This window comes from Bradyrhizobium sp. CCBAU 11386, from assembly GCF_028128955.1.
Taxonomy (GTDB): Bacteria; Pseudomonadota; Alphaproteobacteria; order Rhizobiales; family Xanthobacteraceae; genus Bradyrhizobium.
The window spans coordinates 55,249-78,336 of record NZ_LBKA01000233.1; the positions used below are offsets into that span (position 1 = coordinate 55,249).

20 protein-coding genes and 1 tRNA gene are annotated in these 23,088 nt (G+C 64.0%); 9 read left to right on the top strand and 12 right to left on the bottom strand.

What is annotated here, in order from left to right; translation table 11 throughout:
• Nucleotides 1–4 precede the first annotated feature (4 nt).
• The 3 genes from XI09_RS23375 to XI09_RS23385 all read right to left on the bottom strand — a co-directional run bounded on the left by XI09_RS23375 (nt 5) and on the right by XI09_RS23385 (nt 4,242).
• Entirely contained in the window at nt 5–1,726 is a 1,722-nt protein-coding gene (locus tag XI09_RS23375; RefSeq protein ID WP_271568954.1) for an AMP-binding protein, read from the bottom strand.
• A 149-nt stretch (nt 1,727–1,875) separates the two neighbouring features.
• Nucleotides 1,876–2,547, bottom strand: a complete 672-nt coding sequence (locus XI09_RS23380) for an aspartate/glutamate racemase family protein (RefSeq protein WP_271568955.1) — start codon at nt 2,545–2,547, stop codon at nt 1,876–1,878.
• A 12-nt stretch (nt 2,548–2,559) separates the two neighbouring features.
• Nucleotides 2,560–4,242, bottom strand: coding sequence for a methyl-accepting chemotaxis protein (locus XI09_RS23385; RefSeq protein ID WP_271568956.1), 1,683 nt, complete (start codon nt 4,240–4,242; stop codon nt 2,560–2,562).
• Between the two features lie 296 nt (nt 4,243–4,538).
• Between XI09_RS23385 and XI09_RS23390 the strand changes: the two genes are divergently transcribed.
• Together XI09_RS23390 and XI09_RS23395 are read left to right on the top strand one after the other, a co-directional pair.
• The gene (locus XI09_RS23390; protein WP_271568957.1) at nt 4,539–5,039 is read left to right on the top strand and encodes a hypothetical protein; all 501 of its coding nucleotides are present in this window, start codon (nt 4,539–4,541) and stop codon (nt 5,037–5,039) included.
• A gap of 11 nt (nt 5,040–5,050) precedes the next feature.
• Nucleotides 5,051–5,524: a hypothetical protein gene (locus XI09_RS23395; protein ID WP_092190229.1), complete on the top strand. Its 474-nt coding sequence runs from the start codon at nt 5,051–5,053 to the stop codon at nt 5,522–5,524.
• A gap of 3 nt (nt 5,525–5,527) precedes the next feature.
• On the opposite strand, the gene XI09_RS23400 is transcribed toward XI09_RS23395, so the two are convergent.
• Nucleotides 5,528–6,127 carry a TetR/AcrR family transcriptional regulator gene (locus XI09_RS23400; protein WP_271568958.1) on the bottom strand — a complete coding sequence of 200 codons (600 nt, stop codon included), beginning with the start codon at nt 6,125–6,127 and terminating at the stop codon, nt 5,528–5,530.
• Nucleotides 6,128–6,293: 166 nt separating this feature from the next.
• On the opposite strand from XI09_RS23400, the gene XI09_RS23405 reads away from it, so the two are divergent.
• On the top strand, nt 6,294–6,671 hold the full coding sequence (locus XI09_RS23405; RefSeq protein ID WP_271568959.1) for a tautomerase family protein: 378 nt from the start codon (nt 6,294–6,296) through the stop codon (nt 6,669–6,671).
• A 108-nt stretch (nt 6,672–6,779) separates the two neighbouring features.
• A complete protein-coding gene (locus XI09_RS23410; RefSeq protein ID WP_271568960.1) occupies nt 6,780–7,151 on the top strand; it encodes a hypothetical protein in 372 nt (123 codons plus the stop codon).
• A gap of 37 nt (nt 7,152–7,188) precedes the next feature.
• On the opposite strand, the gene XI09_RS23415 is transcribed toward XI09_RS23410, so the two are convergent.
• The 5 genes from XI09_RS23415 to XI09_RS23435 all read right to left on the bottom strand — a co-directional run bounded on the left by XI09_RS23415 (nt 7,189) and on the right by XI09_RS23435 (nt 14,972).
• Nucleotides 7,189–8,052: an urea carboxylase-associated family protein gene (locus tag XI09_RS23415; RefSeq protein ID WP_271568961.1), complete on the bottom strand. Its 864-nt coding sequence runs from the start codon at nt 8,050–8,052 to the stop codon at nt 7,189–7,191.
• A 44-nt stretch (nt 8,053–8,096) separates the two neighbouring features.
• Nucleotides 8,097–9,026 (bottom strand): CobW family GTP-binding protein, encoded by a 930-nt coding sequence (locus XI09_RS23420; protein WP_271568962.1) that lies wholly within the window; start codon nt 9,024–9,026, stop codon nt 8,097–8,099.
• A 3-nt stretch (nt 9,027–9,029) separates the two neighbouring features.
• Nucleotides 9,030–10,535 carry an amidohydrolase family protein gene (locus tag XI09_RS23425; RefSeq protein WP_271568963.1) on the bottom strand — a complete coding sequence of 502 codons (1,506 nt, stop codon included), beginning with the start codon at nt 10,533–10,535 and terminating at the stop codon, nt 9,030–9,032.
• A gap of 1,028 nt (nt 10,536–11,563) precedes the next feature.
• Nucleotides 11,564–11,980 (bottom strand): 2'-5' RNA ligase family protein, encoded by a 417-nt coding sequence (locus XI09_RS23430; RefSeq protein WP_271568964.1) that lies wholly within the window; start codon nt 11,978–11,980, stop codon nt 11,564–11,566.
• Between the two features lie 208 nt (nt 11,981–12,188).
• Nucleotides 12,189–14,972: a UPF0182 family membrane protein gene (locus XI09_RS23435; protein WP_271568965.1), complete on the bottom strand. Its 2,784-nt coding sequence runs from the start codon at nt 14,970–14,972 to the stop codon at nt 12,189–12,191.
• 367 nt (nt 14,973–15,339) lie between these two features.
• Here XI09_RS23435 and XI09_RS23440 point away from each other — a divergent pair, with 367 nt between their 5' ends.
• Nucleotides 15,340–15,810, top strand: coding sequence for an aminoacyl-tRNA deacylase (locus XI09_RS23440; RefSeq protein WP_271568966.1), 471 nt, complete (start codon nt 15,340–15,342; stop codon nt 15,808–15,810).
• 231 nt (nt 15,811–16,041) lie between these two features.
• Nucleotides 16,042–16,461, top strand: coding sequence for a CBS domain-containing protein (locus XI09_RS23445; protein ID WP_271568967.1), 420 nt, complete (start codon nt 16,042–16,044; stop codon nt 16,459–16,461).
• Nucleotides 16,462–16,701: 240 nt separating this feature from the next.
• Here the strand turns inward: XI09_RS23445 and XI09_RS23450 are convergent, their stop codons facing one another.
• Nucleotides 16,702–17,274 (bottom strand): hypothetical protein, encoded by a 573-nt coding sequence (locus XI09_RS23450; RefSeq protein WP_271568968.1) that lies wholly within the window; start codon nt 17,272–17,274, stop codon nt 16,702–16,704.
• Nucleotides 17,275–17,474: 200 nt separating this feature from the next.
• Between XI09_RS23450 and XI09_RS23455 the strand changes: the two genes are divergently transcribed.
• The gene (locus tag XI09_RS23455; RefSeq protein WP_271568969.1) at nt 17,475–20,336 is read left to right on the top strand and encodes a penicillin-binding protein 1A; all 2,862 of its coding nucleotides are present in this window, start codon (nt 17,475–17,477) and stop codon (nt 20,334–20,336) included.
• Nucleotides 20,333–21,355: a hypothetical protein gene (locus tag XI09_RS23460; protein WP_271568970.1), complete on the top strand. Its 1,023-nt coding sequence runs from the start codon at nt 20,333–20,335 to the stop codon at nt 21,353–21,355. Before XI09_RS23455 ends, XI09_RS23460 begins: the two co-directional genes overlap by 4 nt.
• 203 nt (nt 21,356–21,558) lie before the next feature.
• On the opposite strand, the gene XI09_RS23465 is transcribed toward XI09_RS23460, so the two are convergent.
• Together XI09_RS23465 and XI09_RS23470 are read right to left on the bottom strand one after the other, a co-directional pair.
• Nucleotides 21,559–21,633: transfer RNA gene (locus tag XI09_RS23465), tRNA-Glu, on the bottom strand.
• 57 nt (nt 21,634–21,690) lie between these two features.
• Complete coding sequence (locus XI09_RS23470; protein WP_271568971.1) at nt 21,691–22,035, bottom strand: hypothetical protein; 345 nt, start codon at nt 22,033–22,035, stop codon at nt 21,691–21,693.
• Between XI09_RS23470 and XI09_RS23475 the strand changes: the two genes are divergently transcribed.
• Nucleotides 22,034–23,041 carry an RluA family pseudouridine synthase gene (locus XI09_RS23475; protein ID WP_271568972.1) on the top strand — a complete coding sequence of 336 codons (1,008 nt, stop codon included), beginning with the start codon at nt 22,034–22,036 and terminating at the stop codon, nt 23,039–23,041. The genes XI09_RS23470 and XI09_RS23475 overlap by 2 nt on opposite strands.
• Nucleotides 23,042–23,088: the final 47 nt, after the last annotated feature.

Below are 23,088 nucleotides of genomic sequence, written 5' to 3' on the forward strand. Positions count from 1 at the left end.
TCACTCAGACTGCGGCAGGCAGATTTGGATTGAGGTCCTGCTTCTTCACCTTGCCCGTCGCCGTCAGGGGCAGGGCTTCAATGATGCGAATCTCCGGGACCTTGTAGACGGCCATGCGCTCGGCGCACCAGGCGCGCAGGCTCTCCGCCGAGATGGTCCCGATCGCCTCCGGCTTGAGCTGGATATAGGCCACCGGCACCTGACCCTTGTCGGGATCGTCGCGTCCGACCACGCCCGAGCCCAGCACTTTCGGATGCTGACCCAGCAGCGCCTCGATCTCCGGCGGGAAGACGCTCATGCCCTTGACCTTCAGCATCTCCTTGCGGCGGCCGAGGAAGTGCAGAAAGCCGTCCTTGTCGATGCTGCCGATGTCGCCGGTGCGCAGCCAGCCATCAACGAGCGACTCTGCGGTCGCCTCCGGCTTGTTCCAGTAGCTCTTGAGCAGCGACGGCGTGCGCACGCGGATCTCGCCTTCGGCGCCGAGCGGCAGCAGCGCACCGGTCTCGAAATCGGTTATCTTGAACTCGGCGCCGGGGACCGGCAGGCCGACGAAGATCGGTTGATTGTTGAGATCGAAATCGTCGTCCTGGAAGCCGGCCGTGAAAGTGTTGGAGGTGTGGGTCTCGGTCATGCCCCAGGCCGCCTCCATCAGGATCGTGTCGGTGAGATCCTTCCAGCGCCTGCGATAGTCGGCGTTGAGCTTCTTGACGAAGGAGACGACGCGCACCTGCTTCAACGACGACAGGTCGAATTCGCTCCAGCGCGGATGATCCATCAGCTCCACCGCACCGTCGACCGGCATCGCTGTGATCGTGACCTTGTACCTGTCGATCGCGGCCATCGCGCCGACGGCATCCCAGCGTGCGAGCAGGACCAGCGTCGCACCGGAGAACAGCGGGAAGATCAGGCCAAGATTCTCACCCGCGATCCAGAACTCCGGAAAGAACGACAGGAACACGCTGCTCTCGTCCGACAGGACCGAGATGCCGTAATTGGCGGCGGCGGTGTAGACCATGTCGCGATGGGTATGGACGCAGCCCTTCGGCATGCCGGTGGTACCGCCGGTGTAGTTGAGCGCGGCGACCTCATCGAGGCCGGGCGGCGGCAGCGGCGCAGGCGCAGGCATCGCGGCAAGCGCGGGCAGCAGATCGGTCGCGCCTGCGACCGCGATGCGCGACGCGCGGATCGAGTCCGGTGCGGGAAATGCGGGCGATGCCGGCACGACATCGGCGAAGCTGGTGACGATGATCTCGCGCAGCCGCACCTCGCCCCGCACCTGCTCGACGACGGGGATGAGCTGGTCCAGCGCCACGATCACATCGGCCTGGGTATCGCTCAGCTCGTAGGACAGCTCGAACGCGCGCGACAGCGGGCTGACGGGGACATGGACCGCGCCGAGCTTCAGAATGCCGAAGAACACGATATGGAATTGCGGGCAGTTCGGCAGGAAGACGGCGACGCGATCGCCCTTGCGCACGCCCTTGGCCTGCAACAGCGCCGCGAAGCGGTCGCTCTGCCGGTCGAGATCGGCGTAGGTGGTGACGTGCCCGTAGAAGATCACCGCGGGACGATCCGGGCTCCGCTTCGCCCAGGCGCGCAGATATTCCGTCAAGGGAACTTCGCCGTGCAGATAGTTCGGCGAACGCGGCATGCCCTTCGGCCAGGCCTTGTCCCACAGGCCGCTCAGAGTGGCGAGGTAGTCCTTCTCGTTGAGGCCCGCGCTCATGACGTCATCCCAGTGCTGTTTTTCTTTTCGCGAGGGCACGCGCGTGCCATCACTCGATGTCGTTACACGTCGAGCACGGCCGACGTCATGTCAAGGAAAACAGTTTTCCGCATCACGGCCGATGCCGCGGCGCGGAAAAAAAGCAGGCGTTACGCCGTGGCGAGGCGAATGATCCGCCTCACGGCCGACGGAATCGGGGCGATGACAGGGACTGTGAACATCGGCTGAAGCTCGCGCGCGGCTTCACCCAGCGGCCCGCCGCCGATGATGACAGCCTCCGCCCCGTCCTGCGCGATGCAGGCCTCGACCGCGCCGGCAAGGGCTGCGCGCAACCGCGCCGGATCGCGCATCAGCTCGTTCGGATCGCCTTCGGCAAAGCGCGTGCCGGCGTAGCACGATCGCAGTCCCAGCGCGTCCGGCAATGCGTCGATCTTCGCTTTGAGCAGCGGTGTCGTGGTCGCCACACCGAAGCGGCGGCCACCTTCGGCGGCCTCCAGCATCGACGACTCGCCGATGCCCACCGCAGGCAACCTGATCGCCGCCCTGATTCCGGCAAGGCCCGGATCGCCGAACGCCGCGACGATGATGCCGTCCGAGGAAGCTTGATGCGCCCGCGCGATCTCCTCGACCTCGGGGGCGGCCGCCTCCAGCGCCTCCACCGACACGATCATCGACGGCGCGCGCGTTGCCGTGGCGCCGACGATGTCGAAACCGGGCACGGCGGCCGACTTCGCGATGGCGACCATCATCGCCGTGGTCGCCTCAAGACTGTTCGGATTGATGAGGAGGATGCGCGCGCGCCGATCGGAGTTTGGGTCCATCCTGCCGCTATACTAGGCTGCCCGCACGCCGGCAACGAAGGTACTGACCTCGTGCTCGAGCGATTGCAGTTTCTGCGTCAGCCGGCCGCTGGATTGCAGCACGAGGCCGGCGGCCCGGCCGGTCTCGGCGGTCGCATCGGTAACGCCGGAGATGTTTTGCGAGACCTGGTCGGTGCCGGAGGCCGCCTCCTGCACGCTGTGCGCGATCGCCTGCGTCGCCGCGCCCTGCTCCTCGACGGCGGCTGCGATCGACGAGGAGATCTCGTTGACCTCCATGATGGTGGCGCGGATGCTCTCGATATTGCCGACGACCTGGTTGGTCTCGGCCTGGATCGCGGTGATCTGCGCACCGATCTCGTCGGTCGCCTTCGCGGTCTGGCTCGCCAGCGACTTCACCTCGCTCGCGACCACCGCAAAGCCCTTGCCGGCCTCGCCCGCGCGCGCCGCCTCGATGGTGGCGTTGAGCGCGAGCAGATTGGTCTGCGAGGCGATCTGGTTGATGAGGTCGATGACCTCGCCGATCTTGTGCGCGGCGGCGGCAAGCCCCTGCACGGTGTCGTTGGTGCGCTGACCGTCGGCGGCCGCCTTGTCGGCCACCGTCGCGGCCTGCGCGACGCGCTGGCTGATCTCGGTGATCGAGGACGACAGCTGGCCGGCAGCGGAGGCCACCGTCTGCACATTGCTCGAGGCTTGCTGGCAGGCCGTCGCCACGAAGCTCGCGCGATCGGTCGCCTTGTTTGCGGTCTCCGACATGCCCTGGGCGGCCTGCTGCATCGCGCGCGCCTCGTCGAAGACGTCGCGGACCACGGCCTGGACGCTCGCCTCGAACTTGCCGGCGAGATCGGCCATCGTCTTGCGCTTCTCGCCGTCGGCCCTCAGCTTCGCCTCCTGCTGTTCGGCATGCATCCGGCTCACGGCCGACGCATTGTCCTTGAACACGGCGAGCGCGTTGGCGAGCCCGCCGACCTCGTCGCGGCGATCAGTGTAGGGCACATCGAACACACTGTCGCCGGCGGCGAGGCGTTCGGTCAGCGCGGTGATTTTCGCGAGCGGCTTCGTGACGCTGCGGCCGATCACGAAGGAGGCACCGAGCACCAGCACGAGCACGATAAGACACACCAGCGCAAACGTCGTCGCGTTCTGGCGGAACACGGCATCGACGTCGTCGAGATAGATGCCGGTGCCGATGATCCAGCCCCAGGGCGCAAAGCCCTTCACATAGGAGATCTTCCCGACCGGTTGGTCGAAGCCGGGCTTCGGCCAGAGATAGCTGTAGAAGCCGGCGCCCTGCTTGTTGACGACGTCAACGAAACCCAGGAACGGCGCGTTGCCGGCGGGATCCTTCATCCCGGCGAGATCCTTGCCGTCGAGCTCGGGCTTGATCGGGTGCATGACCATCCTGGGGGTCATGTCATTGATCCAGAAATACTCGACCTTGTCGTAGCGCAGGCTCTTGATCTCCGCCATCGCGGCGGCCTGCGCCTGTTCGCGCGGGAGTTTTCCTTCGCTCTCGAGCTTCTGATAGTGCGCCAGGATGCCGTAGCCGACATCCACCATCTGCTGCGTCTTGGCCTGGCGATCGGCGACCATCTGCGTGCGCAGGGTCGACAGCGCGATCGGCGCCAGCGCAATCATGCCGAGGAGGCTGATACCGACAATCAGGACCAGCTTGAAACTGATGCGGGAGAAAATCATCGGGGCTCGCAAAATTGGAAAGGCTGATATGCGAGTTTATGCCGTTCCCCTTAGCAAAGCTTTAAGCATTCGGGCTCCCCAAGTCCCCGCAAAGTCACGTGGGCAGGCGGCCGGCATGCCGCCTGCGGCCTGGCAGGTTTGCGGGGCCGGCCGCATCCGAGATCCAAACTCTTCAAATCTAGAAGACCTCGATATCGGCCTTCGACGCGTTGACTTGCGACAGGCTCTGGCAGAACGATCGGCGCAGATCGTCAGCGCCAGACGCGGCGTGCCCGCAGCGAAAGGCCAGAGGCTCAATGCATCAATCGACATACGCCAAGCCCATCGACCTTCCGGCACTGACCGCGGCCGAGCGGCTCTTCATCTGGGGCTTTCGGGCCAAGGCGCGCAGCGGAAGCGCCGTTCCGACCGCGGCCGACATCCAGCAGGTGTACGACCATTTCCGCGTGGGCGATGCCGTGCCATCACTGGAAGCGATCATCGAGATCTTTGCCTGCACGGCGCATACGGCCATCGAAGTGCATTGCCCCACCTGTCCGCGCATGTCGGAGAGCGAGCACGGAATCCTGCGGGCGATCGCCGCCGCGCAGAAGGAGCGCGACGATGTCGCGCGCGAGCAGTTCGAGTGCTGGCTGCCACCGGTGGGCGCGGATTGGGCGCTGGCGCCGGTGCGGGGACTTGCGACCATCTTCCGCATGGCCGGCCTCATCCTGCCTGACCGGCACGCCGAGCCCTTCGACCAGGACCGGACAATGGTGATGAAGAGCTGGCTTGTGGGCAGTCCCACATTGCATTGACGAGATCGTTCATGATGGAGGCTACGAGCAATCCCGTGCCTGACCCGGAAGCCGGCCAATCGCGCCCCTGTCCGCTCCAGGCCGCGCTCGCGACCCGTCCGAGCGTCGAAAGCTACGATCAATTCTGCCGCGTCGCGCTTTCGCTGTTCCGCTTCATCGGCGCGGCCTATGCGACCGGCGCCTCCGATTGCTGGGAGGCGGCCTATCGCTTTGCCGATGAAGCGCCCGGCATTGCCGACAGCCCGCTTCTGGTCGCACGGGCGGCTGCACTGGTCAGGATCCTGCGCAGCGGCCGGCCGTGCGAGCTGTGCTTCATGCCGCCGTCGTGCCGGCGCCTGTCGAAGGACGAGGCGGAATTGATGCGGCTGCTGGCGGTCGCCCGCAGCGAGCAGCCTGGTGAACTCGAGTCTGTCGTGTGCCAGTTCGTCGGCTCCGGGAAAGAGGATGCGGCCACGCGGGCGGTCAACGCGCTTGCCTGCTGCTGACGCCTAACCGCCCGCCTTGCCGAGCACGAGGTCGATGGTGTGGGCGGCGATCTTGCGCAGCTGCGCCTCGTCGCCGAAGGCCCGTTCGAGCACCGCGAGGCCGCGCGTCACCGTGATGATGTGCAGCGCTGCGGCCGCGGGATTGCCGTCGAATTCGCCTCGTTTCGCACCTGCCGACAACGCGTCCTGAACCAGAGCGGTGATGCGCGAGATGAGGTTCGCAAAGGCCTGGCGCGCTTCCTCGTCGAGCCCCTCGCCTTCGACCGCGCCGAGCTCCATCAAGCCGCGCGTGGTCGGGCATCCGCGCGGCGGCGAGCCCGAGCGGAAGTTCGTGATGGTCAGGTCGAAAAACGCGGTGAGGCGTTTTCGCAAACTGCCCGCGCCGAGCGCCTTTTGCAGGGCGAGGAGATAATCGCCCGCATAGCGTTCATAGGCCTGGAGGAACAGCGCCTCCTTGCTGCCGAAGGCATTGTAGAGGCTGCCGCGCTGGACGCCGGCATCGCGCGCGATGTCCGACAGCGAGGCGCCGCGCACGCCCTTGCGCCAGAACTGGTCGAACGCGATGCGCAGGACGTCGTCGTGGTCGAATTCGCGCGGTCTCACATGTCGGTCCTCGGCCTGAAAGTATTTGACACGATGTCAAGAACATGTTTTCTCGACATGGTGTCAAAAACCAATTGGGATTGATAGCCCGTTTCGTCAATGAGCCGGACCGCTGGCGCGCACCATGCGCCCTGGCCGGTCGGCCCGCATGCAAAGGGACCAGCTCATGCCTCTCCTTCACGTCTCGATGCGCGCCGGAAAGCCCGACGCCTACCGGCAGGCGATCCTCGACGGCCTTTATCGCGCCATGCGCGAGGCGCTGAACGTGCCCGAGGGCGACGAGTTCATGACCATCAGCGAGCATGAGCCCGCGAACTTCCGCTGCGGCAACGCCTATGGCGTCGCGCGAAGCGAGGACGCCGTGCTGATCCAGATCACCGTGTTCGCCTCGCGCACCGCGGAGCAGAAGAAGGCGCTGTACCGCCGGATCGCGGACCTGCTCGGCGAGAACCCGGGCGTCCGGTCCGAAGACGTGTTCGTGAACGTGCTCGATGCCCCCAGGGAGAACTGGTCCGTCGGCCACGGCCTCGCGCAATTCGCGTGAATTTGCCGGACGCGGAGCTGCCCGCCCCCTCTTGAGAATTGCCGGCCGGAAGGGTCTGATAGGCTGCGGGGCAAACCTCCGCCGAGCCGAACCCGGGACCTGAACCGCATGACCATGTCGGTCGAGCAATTGTGGAGCCTGCCGGAAACCGCGCTGGTCGGCGCCTATGCGGGCGCGCGGCGCCGCTACGCGGAGAAGAAATTCGAGCGCGACACCCATCGGGCGCGGCTGGAATGGATGCGCGCAAAGCTGTTCGTCAACACGCCGGGCAACGTCACCGAGCGCAAGATGGCGGTCGACGTCTCCGAGGAGCTGGCGCGCAAGGGCCAGGAGGTGCGCGAGATGACGCGCGATCTCGACATGCTGAAGATCGAGGTCGACGTGATCGACACCATGATCCGGCTGCGCGGCGCGCACGGCGCTCCGCCGGTTCACGCCGAGGAGGCGGCCGAGAAGCCGGCCGAGCCGGAGGGGGAGTGACATGGCCGCGTTCCGGGGAAGCTGCCTGGATTGAAGCTCAGCTTTGCGCATGCCCACCGTGGCGACGGTGATACGCACTTGGCGACGGCCAGCTCCAGTCCTTCAGTGTCGTTCGATCCGGCTCGAAGATCTCGATCTTGAGCGCATGGCATGCCGCAGCATCGCTGGAATGGGTTGCGCTACAGTCGCCACCGGGACAGGCCGACAACGCGCCGAGCAGGTCGATCTCCGCGAGAAACTCGATGAAGTCGCCGGAACGGACCGGACTTGCCTTCATGAAATATTGGTGCGTGTCCTTCGTGAAGCCGGTGCACATGAAGACGTTGAGCACGTCGTGGACGTGATGCTCGATCGCGCGTGGCTCCATCTTGAGCTCAGCGGCAAGCGCGCGGGACAGGTTGGAATGGCAGCAGAAATCGTAAGCCGTGCCGTTCAACAGGAGATTTGTATAGGGATCGCAGCGCGTGCCGATGACATCATGAATGCCGGCGCCGTCCTCATCGAAGCCGTACCAGCCGAGCGTGTCGTGACTGATGGTCGCCATCGGCCGAAGGTAGGGCATATTGCTCCAGAGCCGGTCCCCGGTGCCGACATGCGTGCCATGGAGCGCCCGCGTCTTGCCGCTGAAGAAGCGCTCGGAGAGATCCTCTGCATTCCAGAGATTGAGGTCGCCGACCTGAGGGCCTTCGATGCTGACGATGCGGAAAAACTGGCCGCGCGCCACGCGAAATGTTCTGGCATCGCGTGGCGGCACGGTGAGCTCGTGCGTCTTGACCATCGTGCGGCGGGCTTGCTCGAGCGCGGCCAGGTCGGGCCCGGGCATCGTGCCGGCCGGATAGACGATCGTCGGCTTGGCGGCGCGGCGCGAAGCGGCGTCTGCGGGTGCGATTTTGGACGACATGCCAGGCTGATCCCTGTGACTGCAATCCATCCTACCGCCTCATCTCACCCACTCGCAACGCACCCCGCCATAATCCCGTCGAGCTCGGCTTTCGAGAGCACCCCGAGCTCAGCGATGAAGACGATCCGTGACCGCGGCACGCCTGGTGTCGGCGCTTCACCCGGCGCCAGCGTCGCGCGGCCGCCGGCGAACTGGAACACGGTCAGGCGGCCGGGCTGCTCGATGGTCTCGAACAGGCCTTTGGCGCGGGCGAGCTTTGGCGCAAGCCGGCCGATGGCCTGCTGCAAGCGCGGCAGCGAGATCGGGTGGTCCGAGGTCCAGCTCAGCGTCTCGAAGCGCTCCTCTGCCGGCCGCCGTGGCCCCGGCTCGCGCGGCGCAGGCGCGCGATCGATGGTTGCGGGAAACAGCAGCGCGGACGGAATCTCGCCGTGTTTCGCATCGACCACCACGGCGGGGACGCGCAGCGCGCGGATGGCCTCGCGCATCCGGGCACCTGCGCCCTCCTCCGCCAGATCCAGCTTGCTGAGCGCCACGATATCGGCGACGCGCAGCTGCGCGCGCACCAGCGCGTCATCGAGGGCTGACGGCGGTGTGCCTGCGTCCATCACGCAGAGCACGGTTTCCAGCGGCGCCTCGCGCAGGATCACCGGATCCATCAGGTTGCGCACGATGTCGGAGGGATCGGCGACGCCGCTGGTCTCGATGACGATATAGTCCGGCTTCGGATCACGCCGCAGCAGCGTCGCGAGCGTGCGGAGCAGATCGCCTTCGAGCGAGCAGCAGATGCAGCCGTTGGCAAGGCTCACCACGCCGTCGCTCGCGCCCGCGATCAGCTCCGCATCGATGTTGATCGCGCCGAAATCGTTGACGACGGCGGCGATGCGCCGTCCCTCCGCATGCGCCAGCAGATGGTTGACGACCGTGGTCTTGCCCGCCCCCAGAAAGCCCGTGACCAGGAGAACGGGGACCGGCATGGGTCAGCTCTCGACGACGGGGCGGCGCACGGGTTTGCCCGGCCGCGCCGCCACGTCCAGCACGCCGTCGCTGATCAGCGGCTGGCCGCTGACGACGAGATGCCGCACGCCCTCGGATGGACGGTTCATCGCCGTGAACGTGGCGCGGTCGCTGAGCTTCTCGTAGTCGAACACGACGATGTCGGCATCGGCGTCCTTCGCGAGCCGGCCCTTGGCGCGCATCGCGGGCGTGCTCTGCGACAGGATCTCCGCCGGGATCAGCGCGCATTTGCGCACGCCTTCCAGCAGCGAGACCGTCTTGCGCTCGCGCACCCATTCGCGGATGAACTTTGTGAAGCAGCCGGCCGAGCGCGGATGCGACGTCGCATCATCAGGCAGCGGCCAGGCGTCGCCGGTATAGGTGGTGCCGTCCGACAGCGTCCACGGCATCGCATCGGAGGCGATGGCGCCGCCGGGATAGAGCACCGACATGTCGAGCAGGTCGCGGTGATGCGAATTGTTCTCGGTGTCGAGGATGTGCCAGAGCACCAGCGAGGACGGCTCTTCGGCCTGCGCCTTGAGCAGCTCCTCGCGGTCGTGGAAGCGATAGCCGTCGGTCACCCGCTGCACGGAATCGTAACCGGTGCCGTTGCGCTCGACGAATTGGGGATCGCTGAAGAAGGCCGCCGCCAGCACGGTCGAGCCGGTGCCGTAAGGATAGGCCTCGACCGTAATGGGCAGGCCCTGCGCCTGCGCCTTCTCGACCAGCACGCGGCAGCGCTCGATGTCGGTCTTGCTCGACGAGTTGAAATGGCAGATGTGCATGTGCGCGCCGGTGGCGCCGGCATAGCCGATCAGGCGGATATAGGCCTCCGCCGCGCTTTCAGGGTCAATGCGCGACATATAGGCGACGTGGGTGAAGGTCGGCACGTCCTTGGCCGCTGCAAGCTGGCAGACCGCCGTCAGCTCCTGCACGCCGGCGCCCGGCGCATAGGCGTTCAAGATCCCGATGCCGATACCGCCTTCGTTGAGGCCGCGCGCGAGGCGATCGAGGATGCCGGCCACCTCCGTATCGCTGGCCACATTGTCCATCCAGCGGCGGTCGCGCATGGCGTTGCCGAACGCCTCCAGCGAGCTTTCCGCATTGGAGCCCGTCATCGCGCCGATGCGCGCAAAGGCCCAGTTGGTGGCGGCGCCGTAGTTCAGCACGCGCCCTTTCCTGGCCTGACGCTCATACCAGGACCCGACCGGAAGCACGCCGGCCTCGAGATCGAGCGTCGTTGTCACCCCGTCGAACGCCTGCATACGGTCGGCCGGGATCGACTGGCCGTGCGCGTGCAGGTCGATGAAGCCGGGCGCGACCACGAGGCCGGTGGCGTCGATCACCCGCTCGGCGCCGCCGAGCGAGGAGCCGACGGCGGCGATCTTGCCGTCCACCACCGCCACATCGCCGATGGCATCCATCCCGCTCGCCGGATCCACCACCCGGCCGCCAGAGATCACCAAACCGCTCATATCGTCGCTCCGCATGCTATTGCCAAAACCTCCAAAGGCCCGGCAGCAGCTTCGGAGGTGCATCTGGACCGCATAGAGGCAGATTTTCGGGACGACGACCACCGCCGCGGATGCCGATGCAGCATGCTCACATGGGAGGTCCGGGCGCGAGGTCCGGGCGCGAGGTCCGGGCGCGCGCCTGCGTTCTCGCGGCATGATTTGCCCGAGCTGTGCTTCGCTTCACACCCCCTCGAAAGAAAGGGCGCAGGGAAGACCGGGCGCCGGCTGGCACCCATTGAGACCCCTGCGCTGAACAGATGCACACGCAATGCACAGGGGAGACACAGGGCAGCCGAAACCCGGCCTTCCCTGCGCGATGGTTTGACGGCCTATGCCGCGCTCTCCCGGGAGCCGAGTTCGTTCTGGCCTCCCTCGCCTTCGCGAAATGCACGGCACCGCGCCGGTTGACGCGATTGCCGCCTTCGCCAAGGCTTGACCGTAGCAACGACGGCCAGGACCACACGGTTTCGCCGTACGCGAGCTGACCCTGCTTCGCCAAGAGGCTTCGCAGGGCACGGCCCTGCTCCGTCAAAGGCTCCGCAGGGCTTGGGCGCCGTCCGTCTTCGCGGTCCGTAGCGCGCTCACGAGGTTCATCTCGCCCTGCACGCTACCGACCGCCTTTAACGCCGCCCGCGTCCACCGCAACCCAGCCCGCGTTCGTGACGACGTACGACCGCCCCTTTGCCGGGCTGGGATGGGCGACACATACGATAAATCCGAATTTCGGTAAAGTGGAATATTTTTGGAGGACGGGGTTGACATCCTGTTTCGGCTGTTTTGCCCGACAGCCACGCAGTCGCGAGATGGCTCGCCTGCAGCGGATCAGGTCCGAAGCGTCGCTCAGGATGGGCTGAGCTCTCGCGAAACCATCACCCGGATTGACGACCGACTACGACGGCAATCTCTGCTCGGATATAATTCGCACCGGCGGAAAGGCAACGCAATCGACCACATCGAACAGCACTTCGATCCTGCCGTCGTATGACCTTGCAAAGGCAATGGCGTCATCGCGCCGTTCGTCGGCGATGCGCGTGCCGAGCGTAGTGTGGCGTCCATGTTCCGGGCCGATAATGAGGGCGACAATGCACCGGATCAATTGCTGCACTGATGGCGCTGTGGATGCGGGTTAGGGCCCCATTGGACGTCGGGTCGGCCCAGAGGACGAGAGGCGAACCTTCGAACCAACGAACCTGTTTGAATTCGATACGCAGCTGCGCCTCGCCAGCGACGGCCGTCAGCATGGCATCCCATGCAGTCTTCTCGCTGATCGAAGGGGTATCGTAGATTGCAAAAGTAAAATGCGGTCGGTAGCCGAGGGCGCGCATCGACGGCTCGACCTCAAAGGCAGCAACCTGGTCCCACAGCCGTTCGATCTCGGTTGCGGAACTGTTGTCGGCGCGGATGTTGATGGCTAGTGCCACAGGCTCAATCCTTTGGACGAAACAATCAATCTCCAAGCGTGGAAGCCCGACGGGCTCAGAGAAATGGCGCGCTAGTCAGACTAATCCGCGAGCTCTCATATTATCGAAATGGCGCCGTAATTCCTAACGGCACACCCTTGAAGCACACCTTCGCACATAGTTGCCTCGGCCAGGGAGGATGTAAGGATGCGCATAGCGGGGGGCGGCACTATCGGTCGGCGGGGCGCCGGTTCATGTCCTCCAGGAGTTCGCGCATGGCATCGAATTGCGTGCCGAAACCTTTCCAATCTCCTGCCTTCAATCGCTCCACTGCCTGGTTGTAGCGATCAAGCGCCTCCCTGGACTGATTTGCCGTCGGGCTTGCCAGGGGCGTCTCCTCCATCCGGCTCGAGGCGACCGGCGCCGGACCGGTTTCCGTGAACAGGGCGGCCAACGCCTCGGCGAGCGTCTCCTTCATCACGACACGCTCGCCATAGGCTGCGATCACGCGCTTCAGCTCCGGCAGGTGTCCTTGCTGCGCTCGCAGATAGAGCGGTGATATGTAAAGGATCGAGTTCTCGATCGGAATCGCAAGCAAATTGGCACCGCGGATCACCCGCGAGCCCATCTGATTCCACAGCGTGAGCTGTTGCGAGATCTCCGTATTCTGATTGATCCGCGCCTCGATCTGGAACGGCCCGTAGACGAGCTTCTCCTTGGGGAATTCGTAGACGATCAATTTGCCGTAGTCGGGTGCGTCGCAGCGCGCGGCGAGCCACGCGATCATGTTGTCGCGGCGGCTCGGTACCATGGGAAGCATGAGGAAGAATTCGGCCTGCGGTTCGCCGGGCAACCGCATGATGATGTAATAGGGGGTCATCATCGAGATGCCGTCGCCGCCCGGCTGACGCGGGAATTGCCAGAGATCCTCGCGGTTGTAGAAAACGTCGGCCGCCTCCATGTGGTAGGCCTGGTACATCCGGGCCTGAATCAGGAACAGGTCTTCCGGATAGCGAACGTGCTTCCGCAAGTCCGGCGGCATCGTCGTGAACGGCTTGAACAGGCTCGGAAAGATGCGCTGGTAGGTCGCCGCAATCGGGTCGCCGGAATCAACCAGGTAGAAGTCGACAGTCCCGTTATACGCATCAACGACAACCTTCACCGAATTGCGAATGTAGTTGAGATCGAGCCCCTGTGCCGGCTCTGCATACGGGAAATAGGAGTTCGTCGTATAGGCGTCCTGCATCCAGAACATGCGCCCACTGCTGACGACCAGATAAGGATCGTGATCGAGCCTGAGGAACGGAGCGATCGTGCTCACCCGCGTCTGGATATTGCGCCGGATCATGATCCGGCTGTCGGTCGTGATGTAGCTTGAAAGAATCAGGTTCGGGTCGTTGAAATAGTAAGCAAACAGCATTCTCGCGGCCATTCCCCCGATCGGGATGCCGCCGGCGCCGCCATAGGCCGCATAGGCGTTCTCTTTCCCCTTCGGATAATCGAACTCCGGCGTGCTGCCCTTGACGATGACGTAGTCGTCGGTCTGCTCGCCGAAGTAGATGCGCGGCTCGTCGATCCTGGGACCGACGTCTGCGACGGGAGGAATATCCCGCAGATAGAACAGCGGCAGTCCTTCGGCACTCTTGCGTGTGACCGGACTCATCACCGCGCCATTGCCGTGGGTGAACAGCACGTGGCGATTGACCCAGGTCTGGGCGTTCGGCGGCAACAGCGAGGACCGCAATTCGCGGGCCGAGAGCATCACGCTCTGGTAGGAGCCATCGAGCCAGTAGCGATCAACGTCGAGGTCGTGGAATTTGTAGTAGGTGCGGATTTCCTGAAGTTGCGCGTAGGTATCCGACAGCGGCAGCCAGTCCCACAGCCTGATATTTTCGATCGTCGCCTTGTTGGCTTCGAGCACCTCGGGGGTAAGCTTCTGCTCGGCGGCAAACGGCTTGGCTGCAATCTGATCGAGATTGTATGCCTGCCGGGTGAGCGCGATGTTGTGTTCGATATAGGGCCTCTCCAGCTCCAACTCGCTCGGTTTGACGAAGAACTGCCGGAAAAGCACAGGGACGACGCCGGACAGGACGAACATGCCCACGCCGACGAGCACGATCGCCACCGCCGGAAGCCGGTAGGTGCGAACCCGGACGTTCGCCCAGGCGGCAAGCGCCGCGATGATCGAAATTCCGATCATCAGCCACAACGCCGGCAGCCCCACATGCACGTCGGTGTAACTTGCGCCGACGACGACGCTATTGTCGCCATAGAGCAGCAGATAGCGGTCGAGAACGTAGGACCAGGCTTTTACCGCGAAGAAGAAGCCAAGCAGAACGGAACCATGAGCGATCGCCGCCGGCGATATTGACCGGCGGCGAACGTCGTATTCGATGTCGCCATGCAGCCAGTAGACAGCCGCGGCGAAAAGCCCGCTCAGAACGAGCGCGAGCATCATCCAGTTCCTGATGACGATATAGGCGGGCAGTGAGAAGAGGTAGAAGCCGATGTCCTTGTTGTAGAGCGGATCGTCTGCGCCGTAGGGTACCTGATAGACAAATCGCAGGAAGACGCCCCAGTTGCCGGTTTCCTCCGCCGCAACAAGAAGAGCGAGCAAAGCTGCACCGCCTGCGATCAACCGGGGCAGCGGCAGTTGGTCGCGCACGAGCGCAAGCAGATCCGGTTGCACGTTGCCCGCGACGCTTTGCGCCGGAGCGGCGACAGGCTGCGTCGACCCTCGTCGGGCAAAGCGCAGTGCGAGCCATCCGTTCAACCAAAGGATGACGGCGGTTGCCGTCCAGACAGCAAGAAAGACGGCGGCCTCGGCGCCGATTGTCGTCCCAAAAACCTGCAGATAGCCGATCGAGGAAAACCACAGCCAGCCGACCAGGAGGTCGCTCGCGAGCGCGAGCAGGATGAGGCAAGTCCCAATGACGATGGCCGCAACGATGAGCCTGACCACGGCACTTTGCCTTGGTACCTTGCGTCCGGGTCCGGTAATCCCGATCGTCATGGTTTCATTATAGCGGAAATGAGCGACGCCCGCCCGTTCGATTCGGGATTAGCACCTCGCGGCGAGGACACGCGTGCCAGAACCGGCATCGCGGAACGGCACAAGGCGGTGAGATCGTCTGATGCAGCCGGCGCTGTCAGTCAGTCGTCAAGCGACATCGCGCTCTCGAAGCGGAGCCGCACCGTATAATACCGTGGAATAGCGCAGCTTGGCGAGCCATCCTCAATAAAACTGCGAACTCGTATATATAATTGCGGATGGAAGACCTATGTTGGGTCTATAGTCAGATAGCCGCCCATCGTATGGCGCGAGCCTGCCGGGAAGCCCCTACGGTGGATGGTTTGCATCCAGCATCGGAGGTGATGTCATGGCCATTGCTCCCACGCTCCAGAAATACCTAGCCGCTGAGAACATCCAATACGAGGTGATCCCGCACGAACTCAGCATGACGTCCGCTCGCACGGCCGAGGTATGCCACATCCCTGGCGATCGCCTCGCCAAGGGCATCGTGTTGCGGCGCGACAGCGAATACATGCTGGCCATCTTGCCCGCATCGCACCACCTCCACCTGTCGGACCTGAGGACAGAGCTCGGCGACGACGTCCACATGGCCGATGAAACCGAGATCGATCGGCTGTTCAGCGACTGTGCACACGGTGCAGTTCCTGCCGTCGGCAAATGCTACGGGCTGGATATCATCGTCGACGACAGCATCAAGGCACAGCCGGACATCTACATGGAAGCCGGCGATCACGAGACGCTGCTTCATATGGGACACGCGCAGTTTGCGCGCCTGACGGCCGATGCGCCGCACGGGCGCTTTAGCGCGCACGACTGAGGATTTTGGACACGGCCCATTGCCTTTGCGATCCTGGGCGGGAACTCGGGTCGCGAAGTCGCTGTTAGAGTGTAGGGAGGGTCACGGCGACAACGTCTGCGCTTGTCTGGTCGGACGGCCAGGGAATGATGCCTTCTGCTGCGATCTCGCGCCCGATCGGTTGTACAATTCAGAAAATGGGGGCTGCTGCGTTGCATCAATGCACTTGAAACCCACGAACGGAGGCTCGCCATGAAAGTCAAAGACGTGATGCACAAGGGTGTCGACTGGGTCAGCCCCGACACCCCTCTCACCGAGCTTGCCAAATTGATGCGGGCGCATGACATCGGCTGCATTCCGGTTGGCGAGGACGACAAACTGGTTGGGATGGTGACCGACCGCGATATCGTCTGCAAAGGGCTCGCGAGCCACAACTTCGATGCCGGCCGCGCGACGGCGCGCGATGTGATGACTGAAGGCATCCATTGCTGCCGGGAGGACGATGACCTCGCAAAGGCGATGCATCATATGGAGAAGCTGCAGGTCCGCAGGTTGCCGGTGATCAACAAGAGCAAGCGGATGATCGGCATCATCAGCCTGGGTGACCTCAGCCGTTCCGCGCCAGGTGATATGCTGAGCGAGACCGTCAGGAGTGTTTCGGCGCATCACTGAGACGATGCAGGCGCACGTCGATTTGCCCGTGCCGTCCGGCGGTTCAGGTCGCCCGGCCGACCGCCTGCGAATTGGCCAATCGGCGTGCGCAAAGCGGCAAACCTCGCCGCTACGATGCGCGATCGACGCCTCGCTGCCAATACTGCAAACTCACCGGCGACGGCCGTTGAGCACCTCACCGCGCTTCATGGCGTCCAGGCGCCGTCGCTACGACTGCAAATCACTTCAAAGCGCAAAACTTCAATCATCCAATTTCTTGCTCAGTTCAGGATCGAGCTTGTTGCGGTCGACGGACTGATAGAACGTGATGGGTCTGCATTTTCCCTCGAAATCCGCGAGGACGACGGCCGTCCACGGACTCGTGGCCTCGCCCGAACCGTCGCGGGGGTCCGGCATGACCTTGCGAGCAGCGATCACATACCAAGCGCGACCAGCCGTTGCCGCCTTCGCAGCCGCAGCGAACTCATCCAATATTCCACGCAGATTTTTGCGCATTTCATCTTCAGTGTCCCCGCGGAGGTATTTTCGAGACGACTTTCCCGCCTCTCCATACTCGTGATGAATGTTCAACTGCAGTCGGGCATCGTCCACGTCGATCTTGGTCACCCGTGTCACCGCTCCGCCTTCGCGAAGATAGTCTCGCACCCGGACGTCGCAGGCCAAGAATCTGTCCGTGGGCGGCTGAGCGACGTTCGCTGCAGGGGAGACCGCGGCAAGAGTGTTCTTTTTTCGAGAAGCAGCATCCGCAGGCATCGTAGCGACGGCGGCGCTGAGGAGCGCCGCGACAAGCACCACTGAAAGAGGGGCATTCATGAGTGCGCTGCCAATACGGTCCTTCTAAAACGCACTGGCCACAGCGTTGGTTCCGCGGCGCGGTCGGGTCGGAGCGGTGCTGAAGGCCCGGAGAAGCGGGCGGCGGCGCCTCAGGAACTTTTTCCTCAATACAGCCTTGTTCAATATCGTTCTACAAAACGGGACCTTACGAGGGCGGCTTTTTCGACCGTCGGCAGGTCATGGACTCGATTCTGATCAAGATCTTCGCCACGGCGCTTGCCTTCAGCCAGGTCACTACCCGGCCGGATGGGGTCAAGACGGAGTTCGATGCGGTGCGCGACCGCTCCGAGGTGGCGCAGCTTTTGAGTGCCGGCTGCGCCCACATGCGCAAGGCTTTCGACATCGAGGACCTCAACCTGGACGATCTGATTGCCACTGCCATGGATGACAAGGAGGCGTTGAGCAGCGAGATCAAGGCGCTCAAAGGACTGAATCTGGCCGACCTCCACCTGGCCTACAGGCAGTTCTGCAAGGTCGAGAAAGTGGAGGGATCTCCGGTCGATCTTGGTCAGGTCATCGCCTTCTACAATAGCGCGGTCAAGGATCTGCCCGACGCGCTACAGCTTAAGCACCTCAGGCTTCCTGGCACCAGCGCAGTCCTCGACAACAAGAGCGAGCTCCTTGCCGAGATTTACGCGCCGAACAATCGCCGCATCTGGGTCGAGCTTGCGGATATCCCAGAAGCGGTGCGCAACGCATTCGTCGCCGCCGAGGACAAGCGTTTCTTCCAACACTCCGGCATTGACGAGCGCGGACTGGTCCGCGCGTTCATCGGCAACTTCACGCAGCCGGGCCGGCCGCAGGGCGGCTCGACCATTACGCAGCAGGTCGCCAAGAACCTGCTGGTGGGCAACGACATCACTTACGAAAGGAAACTGCGCGAAATGATCGTTGCCTCGCGGATAGAGCGCACCCTGACCAAGGCGGAAATCCTCGAGCTCTATCTCAACTCGATTTATCTCGGTCGCGGAGCCTGGGGCATCGAGATGGCGGCGCGCAGCTATTTCGGCAAACCAGCCAAGGCGCTCTCCGCGGTCGAGGGCGCGCTGCTCGCCGGGCTCGCCAAGGGCCCGAATTACTTCAATCCCGACCACCACCCTGAGCGCGCGCGCGAGCGCCTTGCTTATGTGCTGGGCCGCATGCAGGACGACGCCATGATCGGCGCTGCCGCGGCGCAAGCAGTGTTGCCGCAGCTCGTCGAGTACCGGCCGACGCGACGGGACTTCGGCTTTCACTTCGTCGATCACATCGCCCGCGAGGCAAAGATGGTCGCGGGCCTCGATACTCTCACCAACTCCTCCTACACGGTGCGCTCGACCGTCAACTCGGCCTTGCAGCGCGTAGTCGAAGCGACATTGCAGGAGGGCCTCGCGCGGTACGAGCTGAGCACCGGTCGTTACAGATTTGAGGGCCCCGAGGCGAATATTTCCGATGCTGTCCGTCTGATTGCAGCAGTCCCGAGGGCCACGGAACCGGCTTGGCTCGTGGCGTTGAAGGCGACGCGGCTACCTCTCTATGACGTTCACTGGGAATCGGCGGTCGTCCTGGAGAATACGCATGGCAAGCGCGGCCAAGCGATCAACGTCGGTCTGGCCGACGGAAGCATCCTGCCGCTGAACACCTGGAGCGCCGCGATCCCGCGCGGTCTGAAGCCGTACGACGTGGTCTACGTGCAGGTGCGGGAAGCCAAGGGTAAGCAAGCGGCGCGTGCCGATCTGCGCATTCGACCGACCGTGCAGGGAGCGGCGCTCGTGCTCGGGAACGAAACCGGCCGCATTCTCGCGATGGCGGGCGGCTTTTCGTATCCGGCAAGCCAGCTCAACCGCGTCGTCCAGAGCCTGCGGCAACCCGGCTCGACCTTGAAGCCGCTGACCTACCTCGCCGCCCTTCGGAAGGGATTGCAGCCCAACACGCTGGTGATGGACGAACCCATTACGCTGCCACCGATCGGGGCGACGGTCCACGGACGCCAGCGCGATTTCTGGTCGCCGAAGAACTACGACGGCGGCGCTTCCGGCGCCATCACACTGCGGCACGCGCTGGAAAACTCCCGGAATCTCGCCACCGTGCAACTGCTCGCGACCGGTCTCGACGACAGCGCCGAGCGAGGCCTCGACCGGGTCTGCGAGCTCGCGATGGAAGCACAGCTCTACAAAGAATGCGTGCGCTACTACCCGTTCGTGCTCGGTGCCCAAACCGTGCGGCTCATCGACCTTGCGGCGTTCTATGCAGCCATCGCCAACGAAGGCGCACGGCCCCAGCCCCATGCGATCGAAACGATCGAACAGGACGGCCGCCCAATCTACCAGCACGATCCGCATGCGGTGTCCTGGATCGGCTTCGCCGACCGCGCATCGTTTTACCAGTTGAAATCAATGCTGCAGGGCGTGCTCGCGCGCGGAACCGCGCGCGTGGTGAAGCATCTCTCGCCCTATGTCGCCGGCAAGACTGGTACCACTGATGATTCGGTCGATGCCTGGTTCGTCGGTTTCACAAATGACGTCACCATCGCCATCTGGGTCGGCTACGACAACGGCGACGGCGGGCGCCGCACCCTTGGGCGCGGCCAGACCGGAGCGAAAGTGGCGCTGCCGATGTTCGAGCCGATCGTCCAGGCAGCCTGGGAGCTGCACGCTCCCAGGACGGCGTTGAACGGCCCTTCGCGCGAAGCCATGCATCAGCTCGTTGCTCTGTCGATCGATCCTTATACCGGCGACCCTGCACCGCCCGGCTCCGGGCGGGCTTTCACCGAGTACTTCAAGAGGGATCCGTCGGGCAGAATCGATGATTCGCACTTTCGGATCGTCTCGCGTGCAGAACGTTACGCCTATCGTGGCGGTTATGACGACGACGGGCCATTCCAGCCGCGGTCTTATGATAACCGCCTTTACGGCGATAACCGGCTGCCCCTTCCATTCCCGACCTGGCGTCTTGGTCCGCGCGAATATCCCTCCTGGCGCGGACATCCCGATGACGAGGACCGCGTCCCGCGACCGCCGCTCCGAGTCGATCCCGACTATTTCTGGCGGCGGCTGAATTGAGTATTGACGCCATGAGAGTCAACCGTGCCGCTGTTCTCGTCGCCGCCTGCGTGGCCACTTGCACGGGCGCGGAAGCGCAGGAATTCCAGCTCGAGGACGTACCCGCAGCCGCCAGCGTTCCGATCGCACAGATCAAACCGCGCATGATCATCTTCGCCGACCAACGCAACGACAAGCTCGCCGATTCCTCGACCGGGCTCATTCCTTTCGACGATTGGGCCCGCTCACGCCCGCTTCAGCGGCGCTTCCTCTCGCTCTTCCCGAGCTTCGTTGAGCCCACGCTCAACCAACAAGTGAAGCTGAAGCTCTCGGTCTACCAGGCAGAGGCGCGGTTTCGACTTCCAAGACCGGCAGCGGCATTGGATCTGTCGCGGTACGCGAATGTCGCGTTCCTCGAGCAGATCGATCCGGCAGTCAAGCACCGGCCGATCACGGCGGGCGATGCCGTTCCCAACAAGGACGAAGGCGTCGCGCACAACCGTCCGCCGAATCGCCGCTGGTGCGAGGACGCGAAGGCAATCTGCGTGCAGTCCCGCTACATGTTCGAAGGGAAAATTCCGGCGGGCATTCAGCTTGCAAACAAGCTCCGCGAGGAGAGCAAAAAGCCCATTCCGGATTTCATCGAGTTCCAGAGTGAGATCATGTTGGTCACGCAGCCGCAGCTTGCCGAGCTACCGGCCCTGACAGGGCTCGACTCCACAGTCACCAGCGGGCTCGAGCAGAACATCTTTTGGGTGAACCAGGTCATCCAGTTCGGCAAGCTGCTTGCGGTTCTGCAACAGCATCCGACCGAGCGGGAAGCCGCCATCGCAACGGTCTACATCGTGATTGCGGTCAGGAACGACGTGCTGACCAAGCAAAGGGAATACAGCAAAACGCCCATTCTGCGAAACCTCGTGCCTGCGCAACTGCTCATGGGCAACAGCTCCTTCAACAGCGGCGATTCGCTGAGCGCCGGCCTGCCGAAATACGCCAGAAGCCGCATCAAGGCGATCGCCGACGTGATGGAGCGGGAATGAGCAGATCGTGCCGGCGATGAATGGACGCCGGATGGACAAATCGCGTTTGCAGTCGACAGGCGTCTAAGAAACCCTGGAGAACTGGCAAAGTCATCGAGCCAGGGCAAGACTCCTGCCCACCACCGCTTGCAGAATTAGTCGATCGAAGGCAGGCGCTCCCGATCGGGACTCCCATCGCAAAATATCGCGGAATATCCTGGATTTGGCGCTCCCTAGGGGAATCGAACCCCTGTTTCAGCCTTGAGAGGGCCGCGTCCTAACCGCTAGACGAAGGGAGCGTGAGGGCTAGCCAATAACCTCGAAATTTGTCGGCCGCAAGGACCCGAATGGGCCTTTTACGGCTCATTGGCAAATTTCAGCTTTCCGGCCGGCCTCAACGTGTGGGCGTCGAAGGTGCGGATCTCGGTGACCCCGCCGACATCGAGCGTGATCACGAGGCGGTCGCCGGCGACCCCGGTCGAGACGATTTTGGCGCCCTTCGGCAGGGTGGCGGTGACGTCGCCGGCCGGCTCGGGCGCCCTTCCCTCCGACTTGAAAAGGCGGTAGCCCACCGCGATCAGAACGGCGCAGATCGCCAGCGCCGTGGTCAACCCCGCGATCAGCATCATCCGCCGCACCCGCGCGAACAGCGCGGCCTGCTCGGGGGTCGGTTCGGGAACAGCGGTATCAGACGTCGTCATGGAAAACTCAGGCTCTGCGCAAAGGTTGGAGGTTGTCGTCGCCGGCGACGAGGGCTCGGCCCGGCTCGACCGCGTGCTGGCGGCGCGCCTGCCGGACCTGTCGCGATCGAGGCTGAAAGCCCTGATCCTGGCGGGCGCGGTGAGCCTGAAGGCCTCCGCCATCCGCGACCCCGCTTATCACGTCAGTGGCGGCGATACGATCACAATCGACGTGCCGGAGGCCGCCCCCGCCGAGCCCAAGGGCGAGGAGATCGCCCTCGATATCGCGTTCGAGGACGACGACATCATCGTCATCAACAAGCCCAAGGGCCTGGTCGTGCACCCCGCGGCCGGCCACGAGACCGGCACGCTGGTGAACGCGCTGATCGCCCATTGCGGCGCGACGCTGTCGGGCATCGGCGGGGTGCGCCGGCCCGGCATCGTGCACCGGCTGGACAAGGACACGACCGGGCTGATGGTGGTCGCCAAGAACGACCTCGCCCACGCCTCGCTGTCGGCGCAGTTCGCCGACCACGGTCGCACCGGCGCGATGCGGCGCGGCTACATGGCCTTCGCCTGGGGGGTGCCGAACCGGCATCGCGGCACCGTCGATGCGCCGATCGACCGCCATCCGTATGCGCGGGAGAAGATGGCGGTGCGCCAGGGCGGCCGCGAGGCGGTGACGCATTGGGAGATCCTGGAGAGCTTTGCCGGGCGCGACGGCAAGCCGATCGCGGCGCTGCTCGCCTGCGAGCTCGAGACCGGGCGCACCCACCAGATCCGCGTCCACCTCGCCCATATCGGCCACCCCCTGATGGGCGATGCGGTCTATGGCCCGCATTTCAAGACCAAGGCCAACCAGCTCGGCCCGGAGTCGCAAGCCGCTTTGGCAGCGCTCGGGCGGCAAGCCCTGCACGCCTATCTGCTGGTATTGGAGCACCCGAGGACTGGAGAATTACTCCACTGGGAGGCGCCTTTGCCGGAGGATTTGCTTCTCCTGGAGAGCGCCCTGAAAGCGGCGCTATGACGCAGCCTCGTTAGGAAAAGCGTTACATTACAAAAAGTTATAGCTGC

What these genes read in the sequence shown, in the direction of transcription:
- XI09_RS23375 (WP_271568954.1), bottom strand. Translation starts at nt 1,726, where the DNA reads ATGAGCGCGGGCCTCAACGAGAAGGACTACCTCGCCACTCTGAGCGGC.
- XI09_RS23380 (WP_271568955.1), bottom strand. Translation starts at nt 2,547, where the DNA reads ATGGACCCAAACTCCGATCGGCGCGCGCGCATCCTCCTCATCAATCCG.
- XI09_RS23385 (WP_271568956.1), bottom strand. Translation starts at nt 4,242, where the DNA reads ATGATTTTCTCCCGCATCAGTTTCAAGCTGGTCCTGATTGTCGGTATC.
- XI09_RS23390 (WP_271568957.1), top strand. Translation starts at nt 4,539, where the DNA reads ATGCATCAATCGACATACGCCAAGCCCATCGACCTTCCGGCACTGACC.
- XI09_RS23395 (WP_092190229.1), top strand. Translation starts at nt 5,051, where the DNA reads ATGATGGAGGCTACGAGCAATCCCGTGCCTGACCCGGAAGCCGGCCAA.
- XI09_RS23405 (WP_271568959.1), top strand. Translation starts at nt 6,294, where the DNA reads ATGCCTCTCCTTCACGTCTCGATGCGCGCCGGAAAGCCCGACGCCTAC.
- XI09_RS23410 (WP_271568960.1), top strand. Translation starts at nt 6,780, where the DNA reads ATGACCATGTCGGTCGAGCAATTGTGGAGCCTGCCGGAAACCGCGCTG.
- XI09_RS23415 (WP_271568961.1), bottom strand. Translation starts at nt 8,052, where the DNA reads ATGTCGTCCAAAATCGCACCCGCAGACGCCGCTTCGCGCCGCGCCGCC.
- XI09_RS23420 (WP_271568962.1), bottom strand. Translation starts at nt 9,026, where the DNA reads ATGCCGGTCCCCGTTCTCCTGGTCACGGGCTTTCTGGGGGCGGGCAAG.
- XI09_RS23425 (WP_271568963.1), bottom strand. Translation starts at nt 10,535, where the DNA reads ATGCGGAGCGACGATATGAGCGGTTTGGTGATCTCTGGCGGCCGGGTG.
- XI09_RS23435 (WP_271568965.1), bottom strand. Translation starts at nt 14,972, where the DNA reads ATGACGATCGGGATTACCGGACCCGGACGCAAGGTACCAAGGCAAAGT.
- XI09_RS23440 (WP_271568966.1), top strand. Translation starts at nt 15,340, where the DNA reads ATGGCCATTGCTCCCACGCTCCAGAAATACCTAGCCGCTGAGAACATC.
- XI09_RS23445 (WP_271568967.1), top strand. Translation starts at nt 16,042, where the DNA reads ATGAAAGTCAAAGACGTGATGCACAAGGGTGTCGACTGGGTCAGCCCC.
- XI09_RS23450 (WP_271568968.1), bottom strand. Translation starts at nt 17,274, where the DNA reads ATGAATGCCCCTCTTTCAGTGGTGCTTGTCGCGGCGCTCCTCAGCGCC.
- XI09_RS23455 (WP_271568969.1), top strand. Translation starts at nt 17,475, where the DNA reads ATGGACTCGATTCTGATCAAGATCTTCGCCACGGCGCTTGCCTTCAGC.
- XI09_RS23475 (WP_271568972.1), top strand. Translation starts at nt 22,034, where the DNA reads ATGGAAAACTCAGGCTCTGCGCAAAGGTTGGAGGTTGTCGTCGCCGGC.
- XI09_RS23470 (WP_271568971.1), bottom strand. Translation starts at nt 22,035, where the DNA reads ATGACGACGTCTGATACCGCTGTTCCCGAACCGACCCCCGAGCAGGCC.